The organism is Agromyces sp. P2_B3 (assembly GCF_056404815.1).
This window is the reverse complement of the sequence record NZ_JBFUDH010000003.1, coordinates 283497-301887: the sequence shown is the minus strand read 5'-3', so window position 1 is coordinate 301887 and position 18391 is coordinate 283497. Positions and strand designations below refer to the sequence as shown.

16 protein-coding genes and 1 tRNA gene are annotated in these 18391 nt (G+C 70.8%); 12 read left to right on the top strand and 5 right to left on the bottom strand.

Annotated features, from left to right (window positions below; translation table 11 throughout):
- Positions 1-36 precede the first annotated feature (36 nt).
- Positions 37-300 carry a DUF6458 family protein gene (locus AC1DZA_RS07005; RefSeq protein WP_159600435.1) on the bottom strand — a complete coding sequence of 88 codons (264 nt, stop codon included), beginning with the start codon at positions 298-300 and terminating at the stop codon, positions 37-39.
- A 135-nt stretch (positions 301-435) separates the two neighbouring features.
- Here AC1DZA_RS07005 and AC1DZA_RS07000 point away from each other — a divergent pair, with 135 nt between their 5' ends.
- Genes AC1DZA_RS07000 through AC1DZA_RS06985 form a run of 4 tightly spaced genes read left to right on the top strand, consistent with a single transcriptional unit; the run spans position 436 to position 3863 of the window.
- Positions 436-1497 carry a 3-isopropylmalate dehydrogenase gene (locus AC1DZA_RS07000; RefSeq protein ID WP_476772185.1) on the top strand — a complete coding sequence of 354 codons (1062 nt, stop codon included), beginning with the start codon at positions 436-438 and terminating at the stop codon, positions 1495-1497.
- A 24-nt stretch (positions 1498-1521) separates the two neighbouring features.
- Positions 1522-2637 carry a branched-chain amino acid aminotransferase gene (locus AC1DZA_RS06995; protein WP_476772184.1) on the top strand — a complete coding sequence of 372 codons (1116 nt, stop codon included), beginning with the start codon at positions 1522-1524 and terminating at the stop codon, positions 2635-2637.
- Complete coding sequence (locus AC1DZA_RS06990; RefSeq protein WP_476763610.1) at positions 2637-3077, top strand: GNAT family acetyltransferase; 441 nt, start codon at positions 2637-2639, stop codon at positions 3075-3077. Before AC1DZA_RS06995 ends, AC1DZA_RS06990 begins: the two co-directional genes overlap by 1 nt.
- Before the next feature lie 9 nt (positions 3078-3086).
- Complete coding sequence (locus AC1DZA_RS06985; RefSeq protein ID WP_476763611.1) at positions 3087-3863, top strand: fumarylacetoacetate hydrolase family protein; 777 nt, start codon at positions 3087-3089, stop codon at positions 3861-3863.
- Positions 3864-3888: 25 nt separating this feature from the next.
- Here the strand turns inward: AC1DZA_RS06985 and AC1DZA_RS06980 are convergent, their stop codons facing one another.
- A complete protein-coding gene (locus tag AC1DZA_RS06980; RefSeq protein WP_476772183.1) occupies positions 3889-4920 on the bottom strand; it encodes an aminotransferase class V-fold PLP-dependent enzyme in 1032 nt (343 codons plus the stop codon).
- 81 nt (positions 4921-5001) lie between these two features.
- Between AC1DZA_RS06980 and AC1DZA_RS06975 the strand changes: the two genes are divergently transcribed.
- The 6 genes from AC1DZA_RS06975 (at position 5002) to AC1DZA_RS06950 (ending at position 10631) form a co-directional block, all read left to right on the top strand.
- Positions 5002-5940: a LysR family transcriptional regulator gene (locus AC1DZA_RS06975; protein WP_476772182.1), complete on the top strand. Its 939-nt coding sequence runs from the start codon at positions 5002-5004 to the stop codon at positions 5938-5940.
- A 71-nt stretch (positions 5941-6011) separates the two neighbouring features.
- Positions 6012-7526, top strand: a complete 1515-nt coding sequence (gene gltX, locus AC1DZA_RS06970; RefSeq protein ID WP_476772181.1) for a glutamate--tRNA ligase — start codon at positions 6012-6014, stop codon at positions 7524-7526.
- A gap of 99 nt (positions 7527-7625) precedes the next feature.
- Positions 7626-7697, top strand: a tRNA-Gln gene (locus AC1DZA_RS06965).
- A 234-nt stretch (positions 7698-7931) separates the two neighbouring features.
- The gene (locus tag AC1DZA_RS06960) at positions 7932-8231 is read left to right on the top strand and encodes a DUF7882 family protein (protein WP_476772180.1); all 300 of its coding nucleotides are present in this window, start codon (positions 7932-7934) and stop codon (positions 8229-8231) included.
- Between the two features lie 223 nt (positions 8232-8454).
- The gene (locus tag AC1DZA_RS06955; RefSeq protein WP_476772179.1) at positions 8455-9636 is read left to right on the top strand and encodes a flavohemoglobin expression-modulating QEGLA motif protein; all 1182 of its coding nucleotides are present in this window, start codon (positions 8455-8457) and stop codon (positions 9634-9636) included.
- Positions 9633-10631, top strand: coding sequence for an ATP-grasp domain-containing protein (locus AC1DZA_RS06950; RefSeq protein WP_476772178.1), 999 nt, complete (start codon positions 9633-9635; stop codon positions 10629-10631). Before AC1DZA_RS06955 ends, AC1DZA_RS06950 begins: the two co-directional genes overlap by 4 nt.
- Before the next feature lie 44 nt (positions 10632-10675).
- Here AC1DZA_RS06950 and AC1DZA_RS06945 read toward each other — a convergent pair whose 3' ends face one another.
- The 3 genes from AC1DZA_RS06945 to AC1DZA_RS06935 form a co-directional block, all read right to left on the bottom strand.
- Positions 10676-10969 carry a DUF7882 family protein gene (locus AC1DZA_RS06945; RefSeq protein WP_476762704.1) on the bottom strand — a complete coding sequence of 98 codons (294 nt, stop codon included), beginning with the start codon at positions 10967-10969 and terminating at the stop codon, positions 10676-10678.
- Between the two features lie 152 nt (positions 10970-11121).
- Entirely contained in the window at positions 11122-12417 is a 1296-nt protein-coding gene (locus AC1DZA_RS06940) for a nucleotide disphospho-sugar-binding domain-containing protein (RefSeq protein WP_476772177.1), read from the bottom strand.
- Positions 12414-14576: a glycosyltransferase gene (locus tag AC1DZA_RS06935; protein WP_476772176.1), complete on the bottom strand. Its 2163-nt coding sequence runs from the start codon at positions 14574-14576 to the stop codon at positions 12414-12416. Before AC1DZA_RS06935 ends, AC1DZA_RS06940 begins: the two co-directional genes overlap by 4 nt.
- A 400-nt stretch (positions 14577-14976) precedes the next feature.
- On the opposite strand from AC1DZA_RS06935, the gene AC1DZA_RS06930 reads away from it, so the two are divergent.
- A complete protein-coding gene (locus tag AC1DZA_RS06930) occupies positions 14977-15819 on the top strand; it encodes a class II glutamine amidotransferase (protein WP_476762111.1) in 843 nt (280 codons plus the stop codon).
- Between the two features lie 200 nt (positions 15820-16019).
- Entirely contained in the window at positions 16020-18362 is a 2343-nt protein-coding gene (locus AC1DZA_RS06925; protein WP_476772175.1) for a transglycosylase domain-containing protein, read from the top strand.
- The last annotated feature ends 29 nt before the right edge of the window (positions 18363-18391 follow it).

Genomic DNA, 18391 nt, shown 5'->3' with positions numbered 1-18391 from the left:
CCCTCGTCGGGGCAGCGGCCGTTCGGAGCATCGGACTCAGAGGACGGTCGGGTCCTCAGGCGTCGAGTGCTCGTTGCGCACGACCCGGTCGCCGGTGGCGGGGTCGACGCTCGTGTGCGAGGTCGTCACCGAACGGCGACGACGCGCGAGGAGCACGATGCCGATGATGATGATGATCGCTCCGGCGATCATGAGGATGTAGCCGACCAGCTGGAGGTTGATCCAGTCGACGGTGAGGTTGAGCGCGAAGGCGAGAATGGCGCCGATCACGAAGAGCACGATTCCGAGACCGAGACTCATGGGGTCCTGCTTTCTCTCCGGCGGCTCCAGGTGCCGCGGTTCGATGAGGCGGATACCTCGTCCTGAGGCCGAGTGTATCGAGGGGGCAGTCACCCGGACACTACGCTGGGAGGGCTGGCGCACGAAGGAGAATCCATGGTAGGCACGGTCAGGCTCGCGGTCATCCGGGGCGACGGAATCGGTCCAGAGGTCGTCGATGAGGCGCTCAAGGCGCTCGACGCGGCCGTCGCCGGCACCGAGGTCGCCTTCGAGCAGACGCCCTTCTCGCTGGGTGCGGGGCGATACCTCGAGACGGGCGACGTGCTGACCGACGACGACCTCGCGGCCATCAAGGGCCACGACGCGATCCTCCTCGGCGCCGTGGGCGGCGTGCCCGGCGACCCGAGGCTCGCCGGCGCCAACATCGAGCGCGGGCTGCTGCTCAAGCTGCGCTTCGAGCTCGACCACTACGTGAACCTCCGGCCGTCGATCCTGCACGCGGGGGTGACGAGCCCGCTCGCCAACCCCGGCGAGGTCGACTTCGTCGTCGTCCGCGAGGGCACCGAGGGGCCCTACGTCGGCAACGGCGGTGCGATCCGCGTCGGCACGCCCGCCGAGGTGGCCAACGAGGTCTCGGTGAACACCGCCTACGGGGTCGAGCGCGTCGTGCGCTACGCCTTCGCCGCGGCATCCGCTCGCCCGCGCAGGAAGCTCACCCTCGTGCACAAGACGAACGTGCTCGTCTTCGCCGGGTCGCTCTGGAAACGCACGGTCGACGCCGTCGCCGCCGAGTTCCCCGAGGTCGAGGTCGACTACCTCCACGTCGACGCCGCGACCATCTTCCTCGTCACGGATCCTGCTAGATTCGATGTCATCGTCACGGACAACCTCTTCGGCGACATCCTCACCGACTTGGCCGGCGCGATCAGCGGCGGCATCGGACTCGCGGCCTCGGGCAACATCAACCCCGACGGCCGGTTCCCGAGCATGTTCGAGCCGGTCCACGGATCCGCGCCCGACATCGCCGGGAAGGGCATCGCCGACCCCACCGCCGCCATCCTCTCCGTGGCACTGCTCCTCGACCACCTGGGTCACGAGGAGCAGGCAGCGAAGGTGCGGCGGGCGGTCGCCGCCGACATCGCCGAACGCGGCGACGTTGCACGATCGACCTCCGAGGTCGGCGACGCGATCGTCGCCCGCATCGACGCAGACGAGTAACCAGCGCACCCGAAGGACGACAACATGACCATCAACCTCCCGCTCCAGGCCCCGTCCGCAGCAGGACTCACCTGGAACGTCACCCGCAACGACGCGGCGAAGACCGACGCCGAGCGCGACGCGATCCTCGCCGACCCCGGCTTCGGCAACCACTTCACCGACCACATGGTCGACCTCTGCTGGTCGGAGAAGGGCGGATGGCACCGCCCGCGCGTCTCGCCCTACGGCCCGATCCAGCTCGAGCCGTCGGCCGCGGTGCTGCACTACGCGCAGGAGATCTTCGAGGGCCTGAAGGCCTACCGCCACGCCGACGGCTCCGTCTGGACCTTCCGGCCCTACGAGAACGCGGCGCGCATGCAGCGCTCGGCGGCCCGTCTCGCCCTGCCCGAGCTGCCGAGCGAGTACTTCATCGACTCGCTGCGCCAGCTCGTCGCGGTCGACGGCGCGTGGGTGCCGACGGCTCCCGAGATGAGCCTCTACCTGCGCCCGTTCATGTTCGCGAAGGAGGCGTTCCTCGGCGTGCGCCCCGCGAAGAAGGTCGCCTACTACCTCATCGCGAGCCCGGCCGGAGCGTACTTCCACGGCGGCGTGCAGCCCGTGTCGATCTGGCTGTCGACGAAGTACGCACGCGCCGGCAAGGGCGGCACCGGTGCGGCGAAGACCGGCGGCAACTACGCGTCGAGCCTGCTGCCGCAGGCCGAGGCGGCCGAGCACGGGTGCCAGCAGGTGCTGTTCCTCGACGAGGGGAAGTACCTCGAGGAGCTCGGGGGCATGAACGTCGTGCTCGTCTACCGCGACGGCACGCTCGTCACGCCCGAGTCCGACTCGATCCTCGAGGGCATCACGCGCGACTCGGTGCTGCAGCTCGCGAAGGACCGCGGCCACACGGTCGAGAGCCGAAAGGTCACGATCGACGAGTGGCGGGAGGGCGCGGCATCCGGCGACATCGTGGGCGCGTTCGCGTGCGGCACCGCGGCGGTCATCACGCCCATCGGCCGCCTGCTCGCCGAGGACTTCGAGATCGTGCACTCGGGATCGGCGGCCTCGGAGCTGGCGCTCTCGCTCCGCGAGGAGCTCACCGGCATCCAGTACGGCCGCGTCGAGGACCGCCACGGCTGGCTGACCCGCCTCGACGCGTGATGCCGGGCGCGGCCATCCGGCCGTTCCGCCGTGAGGACACCGAGCCGGTGGTGGCGCTCTGGCGCGCTGCCGGCCTGGTGGTCCCGTGGAACGACCCGTATCGCGACATCGAGCGCAAGCTCACGGTGCAGCCCGACCTGTTCCTCGTCGCCGAGGACGACGGGGGAGCGGTGGTGGGCGCGGCGATGGTCGGCTACGACGGCCATCGCGGCTGGGTGAACTACCTCGCGGTCGACGCGTCGCGTCGCGGCGAGGGCCTGGGGGCGGCGATCATGGCCGAGGCCGAGCGGCTCCTCGTCGCGCTGGGATGCCCCAAGCTCAACCTGCAGGTGCGCTCTACGAACCAGGGCGTCATCGACTGGTACCGCTCGCTCGGCTACGAGCCCGACCGCGCGGTGAGCCTCGGCAAGCGACTCATCGCCGATGCCTCCGACCAATAGGCTGGCAGCATGAAGATCGCGCGATTCTCCCACGGCGAGACCATCGCCTTCGGCATCCTCGACGAGGAGGATGACGAGCTCGTCGTGCTGAAGGCCGACCCGATGTTCGCGGGCTTCGAGCCCACGGGCGAGCGTGTGCCGCTGAGCGAGGCGAAGCTGCTCGCGCCCGTCATCCCGCGGTCGAAGGTGGTCGCGGTGGGCAAGAACTACCGTGAGCACGCCGAGGAGATGGGCGGCGAGGCGCCGACCGAGCCGCTGCTGTTCCTGAAGCCGAACACGTCGGTCATCGGTCCGGGCGACGCCATCGTGCTGCCGGCGCAGAGCGAGCAGGTCGAGCATGAGGGCGAGGTGGCCGTGGTCATCGGCCGCATCGCGAGGAACGTGGCCGAGGCGGATGCCGCGGGCGTGATCTTCGGGTACACGATCGCGAACGACGTCACGGCCCGCGACCTGCAGCGGCGCGACGGCCAGTGGACGCGCGCGAAGGGCTTCGACACGTTCTGCCCGCTGGGGCCCGTCATCGACACCGACCTCGACCTCGAATCGGGCACCATCGAGGTGAGCGTCGACGGCGAGCGACGGCAGCACGGCCGGCTCGCCGACATGGTGCACTCGATCCCCGCGATCATCGCCTACGCCTCGAGCGTCTTCACCCTGCTGCCCGGCGACGTCATCCTCACCGGCACTCCGGCGGGCGTGGGGCCCATCGTCGACGGGAACACGGTCGACGTCACCGTCTCGGGGCTGGGTACGCTCTCGAACCCGGTTCGGGACGCAGGGCGCTGAGCTGCCGCGTCACCGGTCCAGCGCGTCAACGCCCCAGCGCGGTCGCGGCGAGCTCGACGTCCTCGAGGTCGTTCCACAGGTGGAACGCGACCCGTGCACGGCCCGCCCGGCCCGATGCGGTGATGCTCGCAGCGGTGAGCGCCGCGAGGTCGGCGCCCTCGGCGTCGGGCCACGCGACGATCGCGCTGTCACCGGCGTCGAGGCCGAGGCGCCCGCGGAACGCGTTCGCGAGCCCGAGGGCGTGGTCGTGCACCTCGGCGGCGTCGAGGGACGCGGCGAATCCGAGCGCGGCCTCGGCGCCGGCCCACGCGTGCCAGGCGGGGGAGACGTCGAACCGGGTCGCGTCGCCGGCGAGGTGGAGGTCGGGCCCGTAGCAGGAGGACCACGGATCCGCTCCCGAGTACCATCCGGCCGTGTACGGCGTCAGCTCGTCGGCGAGTCGCCCCGAGACGGCGGCGAACGCGGCGCCGCGGGGCGCACCCAACCACTTGTAGGCGTGGCAGACGATGAGGTCTGCGTCGAGGTCGGTGGTCGGCAGCCAGCCGGTGGCCTGGGTCGTGTCGACGAGCACCCGCGCTCCGGCGTTCCGGGCGGCATCGGCGACGGATGCCGCGTCGGCGATCTCACCCGTCGCCGACTGCACGAGCGAGTACGAGACCATCCACGTGTCGGGGCGCACCTCGTCGGCGACGGCGGCGAGCGGCACGTGGCGCACGCGCAGGTCGCTCCGGGCGAGGAAGGGGGCCACGACCGAGGAGAAGTCGCCGTCGATGCACAGCACCTCGGCGCCCGCGGGGGCGGATGCCGCGGCGAGCCCGGTGAACACCGAGACCTGGGAACCCGTGGCGACGCGGGCGGCGTCGACGCCGAGGAGCGTCGCGGCGTGGCCGCGAGCGCGTTCGAGGGTCGCGGAGTAGCCGGCGGCGCTCGCGGTGCCGGACGCCCAGCGTTCGAGGTCACTCAGCACGGCGTCGCGTGTGACGTCGGCGGGCAGCCCGAGCGTGCAGGCGGCGAGGTAGCCACGGCCGGCGGCGAATCGATCCCGGAAAGTGGACATGGCTCAAGTCTCGGCACCGCTGATCCATTCGACAACCGCAGGTGAGTGATCATATGCATGCCATGGAGTTATGATTCGACCATGTCCGACGCATCGGTCGAGGGACTCGCCGCCGCGCTCGACCTGCAGACCGTGCGGGTGGTGCGGCAGGTCGCCGAGCACGGCTCACTCACCGGGGCGGCCGAGGCGCTCGGCTACAGCCAGCCCGCCGTGAGCCAGCAGCTCCGTCGCTTCGAGGCGCGCACCGGCATCGCGCTCGTCGAGCGGGTCGGCCGCGGCATCCGGCTCACCCAGTCGGGGCGCGTGCTCGCCCGGCACGCCAACGCGGTGGCGACCGCGCTCGAGGCGGCCGCCGGCGAGCTCGCCGAGATCCGCGGCCTTCGTGCCGGCCGTGTGCGGCTCGTCGCGTTCCCATCGGCATCGGCGACGCTCGTGCCCCGCCTCATCGCGGCGCTCGGCGCCGCGCACCCCGGCGTGGGCGTGACGTACGTCGAGGCCGAGCCGCCCGAGGCGGTCGCCGCCGTGCGCGCCGACCGGGCCGATCTCGCCATCACCTTCAGCTATCCGGGCGACCGGGACGACCCGCACCGCGCCAGCGCGCGCGGGCTCGACGTGCGGGCGTTCGACGACGAGCCGATGCGGCTCGTGCTGCCGGCGGGACATCCGGCCGCGGCATCCGACGTCGTCGACCTGGCCGCCCTCGCAGGCGACCCCTGGATCGCCGGATGCCCGCGCTGCCGCGGCCACCTCCTCCAGCTCGCGGATGCCGCGGGCTTCGCGCCCCGCATCGCCTTCGAGACCGACAACTTCGTCGCCGTCGAGGGCATGGTGGCGCAGGGGCTCGGCGTGGCGCTGCTGCCCGCGCTCGCCCTGGCGGCGTCGCCGCGGCACCCCGGCGTCGTCACCCGTCCGACCGCGGGAGCCGACGTGCGGTCACTGCACCTCGTCACTGCGCGAGGCGCCGAACGCGTGCCGGCCATCGCCGCCACGATCGCGGCGCTCGAGAGCCTCGCGGCCTGACCGGCGGGTCGGAGCGGCACCGACGCGTACGCGGCATGGCCCGGGTGCGGCGCTCGATAGCATGGTCGGGTATGTCCGAGACAGCTCACCCCATCACCAGCGCCGCCGGCAGCGATGTCCGCGTGCGATTCTGCCCGTCGCCCACCGGCACGCCCCACGTGGGACTCGTGCGTACGGCCCTCTTCAACTGGGCCTACGCGCGCCACACCGGCGGCACCTTCGTGTTCCGCGTCGAGGACACCGATGCGGCCCGCGACAGCGAGGAGAGCTACGAGCAGCTGCTCGACGCGCTGACCTGGCTCGGGCTCGACTGGGACGAGGGCATCGGCATCGGCGGGCCGCACGCGCCCTACCGCCAGTCGCAGCGCGGTGACATCTACCGCGACCTCATCGACCGGCTCATCGCCTCGGGCCACCTCTACGAGTCGTACTCGACCGCCGAGGAGATCGACGCGCGCAACGCGGCGAACGGTCGCCCCAAGCAGCTCGGGTACGACAACTTCGACCGCTACCTCACCGACGAGCAGCGCGCCGCGTTCCGCGCCGAGGGTCGCGAGCCGGCGCTGCGCCTGCGCGTGCCAGAGGTCGACCTCGGGTTCGACGACCTCGTGCGCGGCCGCATCGACTTCCCGATCGGCTCGACCATCGACTTCGTCGTGGTGCGCCCCAACGGCGCCCCGCTGTACACCTTCGTGAATCCCGTCGACGACGCGCTCATGGGCATCACCCACGTGCTCCGCGGTGAGGACCTGCTCTCCTCGACGCCGCGGCAGATCGCGCTCTACCACGCGCTCATCGACATCGGCGTGACCAGCTTCGTGCCACGCTTCGGGCACCTGCCGTATGTCATGGGGGAGGGCAACAAGAAGCTGTCGAAGCGCGACCCCGAGTCGAGCCTGTTCCACCACCGCGAGCGCGGCTTCATCCCCGAGGGCCTCGTCAACTACCTGGCGCTCCTCGGCTGGGGCTTCTCCGCCGACCGCGACGTGTTCTCCCGCGACGAGCTCGTGGCGGCGTTCGACGTCGTCAACGTCAACCCGAACCCTGCGCGCTTCGACCTCAAGAAGGCCGAGGCGATCAACGGCGACCACATCCGCCAGCTCGGCGTCGCGGAGTTCGCCGCGCGCACGGTTCCCTACCTCCAGGAGGCGGGCGCCGTCGAGACGCCGATCACCGCCGCCCAGGAGGCGCTCCTCGCCGAGGCCGCACCGCACGTCCAGGAGCGCATCGGCCTGCTCGGCGAGGCGCCAGGCATGCTCGGCTTCCTCTTCACGGATGCCGCGGGCCTCCGCTACGACGATGACGCCCTCGCCGGCCTTCCGGCCGACGCGCCGGCCGTGCTCGCCGCCGCGCGCGAGGCGCTCGACCGGCTTCCGGCCGACGCGTGGGTCCACGACCAGATCGAGGAGGCCCTCCGCGGCGCCCTCGTCGACGGGTTGGGCCTCAAGCCGCGCGTCGCATTCGGCCCCGTGCGCACGGCGATCTCGGGTCGCCGTGTCTCGCCGCCGCTCTTCGAGTCGATGCAGATCCTGGGCAAGATCGACTCGATCGAGCGCATCGACCGCCTCGCGGCCCGCCTCGGCTAGGCCTCGGCGGCGGGCTGTCGGGGAGGCCGGCTCAGTTTGGTCGGGCCGCGGTCCGTAGGCTAGAGTTGCATGTCGGCGCGGGCTTCGGTCACGGGCCATTGGGGTATGGTGTAATTGGCAACACGGCGGTTTCTGGTACCGTTGTTCTTGGTTCGAGTCCAGGTACCCCAGCAAGTTCAGCAGCCCGGAATCCCGCATGAGAGCGGGCATCCGGGCTTCTTGCGTCTCAGAGGGCGGATTCCGCGGGAGTCATCGCTTCCCACCCGGGCAGGCGAACGAAGACGTTCGGAGCCGACCGTCTGTCCACGGCTTCGCTCGCGCACCTCGTGGGTTCGGGCGAGACGATGCAGGCCGTTCCTTCCTCGCCATCGGATCCGCCGTCCGTCCACGCCCGGGAGGCATGGAATGGGCTTCTTCATCTACGACAGCAGCCGCGAGGTCGCGGTCGACGACCGCACGCTCGTCCATCTGCAGGTCGTGATCATCGACAAGTTCCGCCGGAACGAGCGATTCGCGATGTCATTGTTCGATCAGAAACGACTCGTCACCGTGTGGATGACCCCCCAGTCTCCATTGCAGTTCGTCTACGAAGGCAATCGTCAACCGAAGCTGAACCGGGTCTGGCTCGACCAGCTGTCCGACACCTCGGCGATGACCGGCATGCTCCAACTCATCCCTGAACCCGCGGAGCGTGTGCCCAGTTGATCCGGGAGCCCCGTCCGGGAAGTCGGAGGAATGTCAAGGGGTGGCGGACCGCGACGAGACCGGGCTAGATCGGTGCTGCCAGGTGGTGAGTGCAGCTTCAATCACGCGGTAGCGACCCGAACGCGAAACGGAGACACGCAGATGAGCAAGCCAACGGAGGGCATGCGCCCGACCGTGTCTGAGATCGCTCGGCGGGCCCGCAACGCGTCGGTGGGGTCGTGAGATGTCATCACCGACCGAGCAGCTGGCGCCGGCACTCGACATCGACGCCCGGCTCACCGAGATCGAGCGCCGCGTGAACCTCCTCGTCAACGTCACGCCACTCAACGCGGCGGAGGCGTGGGCGGACTTCGAACGCAGTGACTTCGGCACGGCCCCGACGCTTCGGCTGCGGCCGTTGGACTTCGACCCGGATCTGGCGCAGCGTGAGCTGTACGACCTCGAGGTCGAGAATGTGCACGACCCGGCGCTGCACACGCTCTTCCGTGCGAAGCGCGATGAGATCTCCCGGCAGATCACCGCAGTGGAGGACCGCGACACGTCACGGTTCCTCTACGGGTCGCTCCAGCTCTACGGAACGGTGGCACCTCCGCTGGCCGCTGCGGCGGCGGAGTTGCTCGAGACCATCCCCCCGCAGGCGCCCAGCACCCAGACCGTCACGGCCGGGGCGTTCGCCGACGCGGCCCGTGCGGAGTTCGAGCGCTACCGCGCCGTGTACCCGGACTTCCCGGTCCGCGTGGAGGTGCGGGACGACATCTCCGAGCTGATGGTGTCGTTCGGCCGCCTGCTCATCCCCGAGTCCGCGGTATTCCGAGCCGACCGGGTCGAACCCCTCCTGCATCACGAGGTCGGCACCCACGTGGTCACGTACCAGAACGGTGCGCGGCAGCCACTGACCCTGTTGACCATCGGCCTGCCCGGCTACGACGAGACCCAGGAGGGGCTCGCCGTGCTCGCCGAGTACCTGACCGGAGGTTTGGACCCGCGGCGGCTGCGCGTGCTCGCCGCGCGAGTGGTCGCGGTCGGCAAGATGCTCGACGGCGCCGGCTTCCTGGACATATTCGAGTCGTTGCGGGCTGACCACCGCATACCGGCGCGGACCGCGTGGTCCATCGCCATCCGGGTGGTCGTCGGGGGCGGTTCGGTGAAGGACGCGATCTACCTTCGCGGGATCACGCGCATTCTCGACGCGCTCGCGGAGGGCAGCCGGCTCGACGCCCTGCTCGTCGGCAAGCTCGCGTTGGATCACATCCCCCTGGTGCAGGACCTGCTCGACCGCGAGGTGCTCCACGCGCCCTGGGTTCGGCCACGCTGGCTGGACGTGCCCGGCGCGCAGGAGCGCCTGGAGAGGCTGCGCGCCGGCGCGACGGTCACCGACCTCTACGAGGGAGACGTGGCCGCATGAGGCTCGCATTCCTCGTCAACGACGTCGACACCGAGGTAGACGAGTACGCCACCACCCGACTCGCCAGGGCCGCAGCCCGGGGTGGGCATGAGACCTGGTATGTCGGCGTCGGTGACCTTGAGCTCGGCAGCAGCGACGGGCGGTTCGCGGCGACCGCTCGCGCCGCGAGGTGGAAGAGCGACGACACCCTCGCGAGCTTCATGGACGGAATCAAGGCGCGCGACGCCGAGCGGATCGTCATGGACCACCTTGATGCGGTCTTCCTGCGCAACGAGTCGATCGACGACCTGCAGGAGCGCCCCTGGGCCAGCCCGATGGGCGTGGTGTTCGGAAAGATGCTCGCGGACCGCGGTGTGACGGTGGTGAACGACCCGCACACCCTTCATCGAGCGACCAGCAAGCTCTACCTGGAGGAGTTCCCCGAGCAGGTCCGGCCGCGGTCGCTGGTGACACGCGATCCCGAGGCGATCGAGCGGTTCGTCGACGAAGTCGGCCACTGCGTCGTCAAACCGCTGTACGGGGCCAAGGGCCGCAACGTCTTCATGATCGAGGGCCCGGGAGAGACCAACCTCGCGCAGATGACGGAGGCGGTCCTGCAGGACGGCTACGCCATCGTCCAGGAGTTCATCGACGGAGCCGAGGAGGGCGATGCACGGATCTTCCTGCTGGAGGGCCGCATCCTCGAGCGCGACGGCAGGCCGGCCGCCTTCCGACGTGTGCCCACCGGCAACGACCCGCGCGCCAACATCAGCACCGGTGGTCGGTCGGTGCCGCTCGAGGTCGGCGAGGCGCAGCTCAGCATCGTCGAGGCGATCGGTGACAAGCTCGTCGCCGATGGCATGTTCCTCGTGGGCATCGACGTGATCGGCAGCCAGGTGGTGGAGATCAACGCGGAGAGTCCCGGCGGGTTCCAGAGCGTCGAGCGGCTCTACGACATCGACATCGCCGAGACCGTCATCGAAGCCCTGGAACGCCGCGCGAGCCCGGGCTCATGAGCCGTACCGCTCCGGCGACGCGTGACCCCACCGCCCCACTCGTATCACGTGATCTCGGTCGGCTCGTCGATGAGGCTGAGACCCCCGGTCGAGCTGGCCGCGAGAGACAGGATCTCAAGCCAGGCTCGGTTCAGCCCCGCAGAACGATTTCCGGAGTAGACGAACTCGAGGGGCGTCGCGGGCGTGACCCAGATGGATGCCTCGTGGGTCTCATCCCGAAGCCGCCACTCGAAGCTCTCACGCCGCCGCAACTTGTCCACGACGACGACCTGGAGGTGCGCGAGCGCACGGTCGTCGATCTCGAACCGCGACGACGAGTCGTAGATCAAGGTGCCCATGACGCCTCCAGCTTGCGCGCACTTCGATCGATCGAACGCAACGATCTCGGTGCCGAGTGGGTCCGAGAGTAGTGTTCCGCCGATGTCGGGGAAAGTACACTAAGCAGATGTCCGATCGTGGACGTCGGTGAGCATCTTCTGGTTCAGGTGTTTCAGCCGGCCAGCGCGTCGAAGGCGCGTTCAGGCCCTGGCTTCGCGCGCTGGCGGGCCGACGCCTCGCGGAGGCGGGACCGAGCGCCCGACTCCGCCGCCATCGCCCACTCCAAGGCGGCGGCGAGCTCCTCGATCGACGCGGCGTTCGGGTCGAGCGCCACGCCGACGCCGCTCCGCTCCACCGCCGCCGCGCCCGCGAACTGGTCGGTGGAGAACGGCAGCACGACGAGGGGGACTCCGGATCCGACGGCCTCCGTGACCGAGTTGTTCCCGCCGTGCGTGACCGTGGCCGCGGCGGCGGCCAGCAGCCGCACCTGCGGCAGGTAGGGCCGCACCAGCCAGTCGGACGGCAGGGTACCGAGCTCCCCGGGCGGCGTCGATCCGCTCGCGACCGCCAGCCGCACCTCCGCCGACCGAGCCGCGTCGGCGACCCGCCCGAGCACGTCGCCACGCACCGACAGGAAGCTGCCGAAGCTCACGTACGCGAACCGGCCCGCCTGCCCGATCCACGCCTCGACCTCGGGATCGACTCGCTCCGACCGGAGCGTCGATCCCAGGAAGCGATGCGGGGGAAGGAACGATCGTCGCTCCTCGTCGACGAGCTCGCCCGGGTAGTTGTACAGCACCACCGGGCCGTGCTCCGCGAACGCGTCCTGCGACGTGGGGAATCCGGGGTGGAGCTCGCGACCCACCCGGTTCCACTCGGCGGTGAACGCGGTGGTGACCTGCCCGCACCGCCGCCGGAGCTCGTCGAGCTCCCCGGGTTCGAGGTGGAACGCGGACGGCCACGCCGAGGGGCATCCGTAGACCTCGTCGCCGACTGGCAGGGCCGACGGATGCCCCAGCACGACATCCCCGTAGGAGAGGCCGGCGGAATCGAGCCCGAGGCGCGCGCTGAACGCGAGATGGTCGACGAGGATCTGGTCGGGCGCGACCGCCTCGACGATCCGCAGGGTGGCCCTGGCCGAGACCGCGGGCTCCCACATGAGATCCACGAGTCGCTCGGCTGCCTGGTACTCGAGCGTCGCCACGGCGCCGCGGCGGGTCGCCTCGAAGAAGCCGCGCAGCGACGCCGCCTCGTCGCGGGGCTGGTCGTCCGTGGCGATGACGCCGGGGTTCGAACCACGACCCAGGCGCAGGTCCACTCGTTCGAAGCCGAATCCGGCGACGACCTCGGCCGTCGCCGGCCCGCTGGCGACCACCACCCGTTCACCCCGCGCCTGCCACGCCGTGGCGAGGGTCGCCAGGGGGAGGAGGTGCGAGGCGTAGTCGGGGCTGATGACGAGCAGCGTCATCGTGCCGCATCCAGCCGCTCGAGCGCGGCCTCGTCGCGGGCCACGCCCCGGTAGACCCGTCCGAGCGCCACGGACATGCCCTGGACGGTGAAGTGGTCGCGGACCATCCCACGGGACCGCTCGGCCCGGGCGGTGTCGTCGTGCGTCGCCACGCCGAGCGACTCGTCGAGCGCCCGCGCGAGGCGTTCCGCGTCCCACGTCGCGGTCAACAGGCCGGTCACGCCGGGCTCCACGTAGGTGGCTGGCCCGCCACCGTCGGGGGCGACGACCGGAAGGCCAGTGGCCATGGCCTCGAGCAGCGCGATGCCGAACTCCTCCTTGAGGCTCGCGCACGCGTAGACGCCGCCGGGTGCGACGAGGCCCGGGACCCCGAACCGGGCTGCGGCGAGCCAGCGGGCCGCGACGTCGTTCGAGCGGTGGCCCGGCAGCATGAGGCCCGCGGTGGGGCGCTCCGACGCCGGCACCGCTCGCTCGATGAGGTCGAGCTGCTGGCGTTCGTCGGGAGAGGGCTGCTCGAGGTCGCCCCCGATGACGAGGAGGTTCGCGCGTCGCCGCACCGGGTGGGTGGCCCACGCCTCCACGAGCGTCGCCATCCCCTTCACCCGGTGGAGGCGGCCGAGTGTCACGATCAGGGGCAGGCCCCGGCGTTCGGGGGCGAGTTCCTCGACGAGGGTGCGCAGCTCGGCGATCGCGGGCACCGGCGGGGCGCCGTGCGCGTGCGCCGCGGCATCCGCCACCGCCTCGTCGATCGTCGCGAGGTCGACGCCCTCGGGCACCACCGTGTGGCGCTCCGCGCGGGCCGTGAGGTCGATGCCCACGAGCCGGCGCAGGTCCTCCTCCAGGTGCGGCCGCGGGAAGAGGACCGTGTGCGCCGCATTGGCCGCGAGCCGCTGCACGAGGCGCGTGCGGAACCAGAAGTGCTCCGCGTGGTCGAACCGGCCGAACTCGTGCCGGCTCATCGCACCCGAGCGGTCGAGCGACTCGATCACCGCGTGCGGGTCGGGCGCCACGGTGAACACCACCGGGATGCCGAGCTCGCGGGCGACCTCCGCCGCGGCCAGGCTGCCGACGTCGGCCATGCGCAGGTGCAGCACGTCGACGCGGCCGGTCGCGAGCAGAAGGCGCCGGATGCCGCGGCGAGCCGCCACCCTCAATGGCCACGCCGCGGCCGACGGCACGGGGTCGCTGAGCAACGGGACGCGCCCGTACACGTGCCCCGAGGCGCCGTCGCGAAGTCGGACGAGATCGGCGGCGGCCCCATCGACGGAGCCGCGAGAGAGGGTGAGGACGCGCTCCACGCCGATCTCGCGGTCGCGCACGAGCGCGTCGCCGAGCCGCACCAGGAGCGTGGCGATGCCGCCGTTGTCGCCGGAGCCTGCCGAGCTCAGCAGGGGATCGAGGTCGGCGTGGAGAAAGAGCTGCGCGACCGTCAGGCCGGATCGGCGACCCTCCGCCCGTGCTGTAGGCGAACGCAGGTGCGGGCGCAGGTCGAGCAGTGCCAGTTCGGCGACCGCGCCGAGGGGACCGCCGTCGGCGGCCACCAGGTGCAGGAACTCCGCCAGCCGCGGATCCGCGGACCGCTGCCCGATCGCCGAGACGGCCGCGATGCGCACCCCTTCGGCCTCCGCGGAGTCCCGTGCGATGCGGAGGAGCGGCGCCGTCGCGATCGAATGCCGCACGAGCCCGAGGGTCTCGACCACCCGCGCGCGGGCTGCCGGCTCGACGACGCCGAGCAGCGCCGCCTCGGTCCCCACGACAAGGGCCTCGGCGGTCGTGGGGGACCACTGCTCGAGCGTCCGCTGCGCGAGCATGCCCCCGAACCCTCCAGTGACCACCATGCCGAGCAGGGCGCCCATCGCATCCGCGCGAGGGAGGCCACCGCCGAGCGCCCACGCCGCGTGCTCGCGGAGGAAGGCCCGCTCGTCGGTCAGCAGGCCGACGAGCATCCTGCCCGCCTCACGGTCGAACATCCCGGCGAGGGCGTGGGTCGACGCGATGGCGGCGATCTCGTCGTCGCCGCGGAGTGCTCCTGCGAGCACCCGCAGCGTGCGGACGCCCGGATCCCGGCCGGCCTCGAACGCGAGGTCGTCGGCCAGTCGCATCGCGTCCACGATCGCGTCGGCACCGGTCACTGCATCGAGTGCGGTCTGGACTCCCACGACGTCCTCCTCATCGACGCGCGCCGCCGACGACGCCTATTCGCGCCACCGATCCTGCGGTTCGGGTGTGATCGGCTCATCGAGTCTCGGCGCTCTCCGCCGACGCGGCATCCATCGTTCGGATGACGGCGAAGGACCCCGGCCAGGAGAATGTGGTCGGGGCCCGTCGTTCCCGTGGGTGTTGGGAATCGCACCGGCGGCCGGATGACGCGTGCGGGAGGTCCCACGGCTGACGGTCCCCACATCGTAGGCGCGGTGGCGCGGCATCCGATGCCCCCAGAATGGGGCGGCGAAGCGGCGGCCGCCCATCCGAGCGGGCCAGGCCCGGCCGGGACTAGCATGTGGCCAACGGCGTCGCGCCGCACGAGGCCTCGCCGACGATGTGCAGGGGGATGACCGCATGTGCCGCTGGCTCGCATACTCGGGGGAACCGCTCCGACCGTCCACGCTGATCCTCGATACGCAGCACTCGCTCGTGAAGCAGTCGCTGAACTCGCCGCTCGGGGCCGAGACCGTGAACGGCGACGGGTTCGGAATCGGCTGGTACCCGTCGGGCACCAGCGACGACGCGAAGCCGGCGCTGTTCCACAGCATCGAGCCGGCGTGGCACGACGAGAACCTGCGGGAGCTCACCCACGCGATCGAGAGTCCGCTCTTCTTCGCGCATGTGCGAGCGGCGGGCGGCCCCCCGATCCAGCAGACGAACTGCCACCCGTTCCGGTACGAGAACTGGCTGTTCATGCACAACGGCTTCCTCGGCGACTTCGTGAAGATGAAGCGCGACCTCGTGTTCGCCGTGGACCCGTCGCTCTACCCGCATATCCACGGCACGACCGACTCCGAGGTGATCTTCCACCTCGCCCTGTCCCTCGGCCTCCGTGACGACCCCATCGCCGGCATCACCGCCGCCGTGCAGCTGATCGAGAAGGTCGGCCGCGAACACGGCATCGCCTTCCCCATGCAGGGCACCATGGCCGTCTCCGACGGGACGACGATCTGGGCGTTCCGCTACTCCACCCAGCGCCGGTCGCGCACCCTCTTCCACTCCGAGGACATCGACACGCTGCGTGAGCTGTACCCCGATGTCGAGCGGCTCAACCTGTTCGGCCGCAACGCGCGCGTGGTGGTCTCGGAGCCCCTGAACGACATGCCGGGCGCGTTCATCGAGGTGCCCGAATCGACCGTCGCCATCATCGGCGAGGGCGAGTTCGACCATCGGCCGTTCCTCGCCGAAGCTGATTGATCGACGGGGCGAGAGGACACGGGGCCGGATGTCGCACCGAAGGCTGGACACGCACGGCATGCTGAGGTTCGATGGTGATCGAACCACCATGGTGCCCGCCCTACCGGGCACGCGTCACCCGCACGATCGCGGGCTCCGGGAGTGATCGCATGGCCGTCCGGAACAAGCGGAATCGGGATTTCGCCGAGACGCGGACTCCCGTGGGCGTTCTGGGCGGGCTCATCGGACTCGTGGCGGCCAGTGCGGCCGCGGCGACGCTCGTCGTCGTCGGGGTGACGCCGGCGATCGCGACCGTCGGCATCGCGGCATCCGGCACCATCGGCATGTTCGAGAACCTGCCGAGCTACCTCGAGATCGGGCAGCTGTCGGAGAAGAGCAACATCTACGCGACCAGGTCCGACGGGTCCACCGTGCTCCTGGCCTCGTTCTACGACCAGAACCGCATCGAGGTCGGCTGGGACGGCATCAGCCAGTATGTCAAGGACGCAACGGTCGCCGGCGAGGACCCGAGGTTCTACGAGCACGGCGGCATCGACCTGCAGGGCACCGTGCGCGCGGCGGTGACCACGGCGACCGGCCGCGAGACGCAGGGCGGGTCGTCGATCGCCCAGCAGTACGTCAAGAACGTGCGCGTGCAGGAATGCGAGGGCATGGCCGACGTCACGGCACTCGAGGACCTCACCGAGGAGGAGCGGGAGGCGCTCACCGGTGACGAGCGCCACGCCCTCATCGAGCAGGAGCGCCTCGGCTGCTACGACACCGTGACCGAGACGTCGATCGACCGCAAGCTCAAGGAGATGCGCCTCGCCATCGGCGTCGAGAAGCGGTATACGAAGAACGAGATCCTGCTCGGCTACCTGAACATCGCCGGCTTCGGCGGCACCGTGTACGGCATCGAGGCCGCGGCGAACTACTACTACAACACCAGCGCTGCGAACCTCTCGCTGGCGCAGGCCGCCTCCCTCATGGCGATCGTGAACAACCCCGCGAAGTTCCAGATCGACAAGCCCGAGAGCGAGACGAACGGTGCGGCGAACGGCTACGCCGAGAACACCTCGCGGCGCAACTACATCCTCGACCGCATGCTGGAGTACCGGAAGATCACGCAGGCGGAGTACGACACGGCGGTCGCAACGCCCGTGCAGCCCGCCATCACCGAGCCGAGCACCGGATGCCAGACCGCGGGCGGCAGCGCCTACTTCTGCGACTACGTGAAGAACATCCTGCAGAACGACCCGAACTTCGGCGATGACGCCGACACGAGGATGCGCAACTTCCGGCGCGGCGGATTCCAGGTCTACACGACGCTCGACCTCGACCTGCAGCTCGCCGCGGAGTCGACGATCGCCCAGAACGTGCCGCAGACCTATCCCGGGTGGGACGTCGGCGCGGTCATCTCCTCGGTGCAGGTCGGCACGGGCCGGGTGCTGGCGATGGCGCAGAACCGCACGTACAGCCAGGATCCCGAGGTGCTCAACTCGGGCCCGCAGTTCACGAGCATCAACTACAACACCGACTTCGAGTACGGCGGTTCGCGCGGGTTCCAGCCGGGTTCCTCGTACAAGGTGTTCACGCTGGCGGAGTGGCTGAAGACGGGGCACGCGCTCTCGGAGCGGGTCGACTCCCGGCCGAAGGCCAACTGGGGCACGTTCCAGGACAGCTGCCTCGGCCCGCAGAACTACGACGCCGAGCACTGGGCGCCGCGCAACGACGCCAACGAGGCGGGTGCCAACTACAGCGCCCTCGAGTCGACGATCGGCTCGATCAACACGGGCTACATCGGCATGGCCAAGCGGCTCGACCTCTGCGGCATCCGCAAGACCGCCGAGGCGTTCGGCGTGCACCGCGCCGACGGCGAACCGCTCGTGCAGAGCGCCTCCGCGGTGATCGGCATCAACGAGGTGGCCCCGCTCACCATGGCCGTCGCGTTCGCCGGCATCGCGAACAACGGCGTCACCTGCACCCCCGTCGCCATCGACCGCATCGTGGGGCGAGACGGGCAGGAGCTGCCCGCCCCGCAGACGACGTGCACGGAATCGGTGCCGCCCGCGGTCGCCGCGGCGATGCACTACGCCATGATCCGGGTGATGACGAGCGGCACCGCCACCGTCTCGAACGGGGCGACCTCGCCGCACGTGCCGCTCATCGGCAAGACGGGGACCACCGACGGGGCGAAGGACACCTGGATGGTCGGCGCCAGCTCGAAGGTGGCCACGGCGGCGGCCGTGGTGAGCGTCAACGGCGATGCGAACCAGCGCGCCATCTCCTTCGCGAGCGGGCAGGCCGCGACGGCGCGTCACCGGATGTGGCCGGCCGTCATGTCGGTGGCCGCGGCGAAGTACGGCGGCGACCCCTTCACCGAGGCCGGACCGGGCCCGGTCGCCCCGAAGTCGGGCGGCGTCGACGGTGGAACCACCGAGACGCCTGCACCGGCCGATCAGACCGAGGGCGGCGGCGACGGGAACAGCGGCAACGGCGGCAACGGCAACGGCAACGGGAACGGCGGCAACGGGAACGGCACGGGCGGTCCACCCGGGCAGTGACGCCGGACGCCGTCGGCTGACCGCACGGG

What these genes read in the sequence shown, in the direction of transcription:
- AC1DZA_RS07005 (WP_159600435.1), bottom strand. Translation starts at nt 300, where the DNA reads ATGAGTCTCGGTCTCGGAATCGTGCTCTTCGTGATCGGCGCCATTCTC.
- AC1DZA_RS07000 (WP_476772185.1), top strand. Translation starts at nt 436, where the DNA reads ATGGTAGGCACGGTCAGGCTCGCGGTCATCCGGGGCGACGGAATCGGT.
- AC1DZA_RS06995 (WP_476772184.1), top strand. Translation starts at nt 1,522, where the DNA reads ATGACCATCAACCTCCCGCTCCAGGCCCCGTCCGCAGCAGGACTCACC.
- AC1DZA_RS06990 (WP_476763610.1), top strand. Translation starts at nt 2,637, where the DNA reads ATGCCGGGCGCGGCCATCCGGCCGTTCCGCCGTGAGGACACCGAGCCG.
- AC1DZA_RS06985 (WP_476763611.1), top strand. Translation starts at nt 3,087, where the DNA reads ATGAAGATCGCGCGATTCTCCCACGGCGAGACCATCGCCTTCGGCATC.
- AC1DZA_RS06980 (WP_476772183.1), bottom strand. Translation starts at nt 4,920, where the DNA reads ATGTCCACTTTCCGGGATCGATTCGCCGCCGGCCGTGGCTACCTCGCC.
- AC1DZA_RS06975 (WP_476772182.1), top strand. Translation starts at nt 5,002, where the DNA reads ATGTCCGACGCATCGGTCGAGGGACTCGCCGCCGCGCTCGACCTGCAG.
- gltX (WP_476772181.1), top strand. Translation starts at nt 6,012, where the DNA reads ATGTCCGAGACAGCTCACCCCATCACCAGCGCCGCCGGCAGCGATGTC.
- AC1DZA_RS06960 (WP_476772180.1), top strand. Translation starts at nt 7,932, where the DNA reads ATGGGCTTCTTCATCTACGACAGCAGCCGCGAGGTCGCGGTCGACGAC.
- AC1DZA_RS06955 (WP_476772179.1), top strand. Translation starts at nt 8,455, where the DNA reads ATGTCATCACCGACCGAGCAGCTGGCGCCGGCACTCGACATCGACGCC.
- AC1DZA_RS06950 (WP_476772178.1), top strand. Translation starts at nt 9,633, where the DNA reads ATGAGGCTCGCATTCCTCGTCAACGACGTCGACACCGAGGTAGACGAG.
- AC1DZA_RS06945 (WP_476762704.1), bottom strand. Translation starts at nt 10,969, where the DNA reads ATGGGCACCTTGATCTACGACTCGTCGTCGCGGTTCGAGATCGACGAC.
- AC1DZA_RS06940 (WP_476772177.1), bottom strand. Translation starts at nt 12,417, where the DNA reads ATGACGCTGCTCGTCATCAGCCCCGACTACGCCTCGCACCTCCTCCCC.
- AC1DZA_RS06930 (WP_476762111.1), top strand. Translation starts at nt 14,977, where the DNA reads ATGTGCCGCTGGCTCGCATACTCGGGGGAACCGCTCCGACCGTCCACG.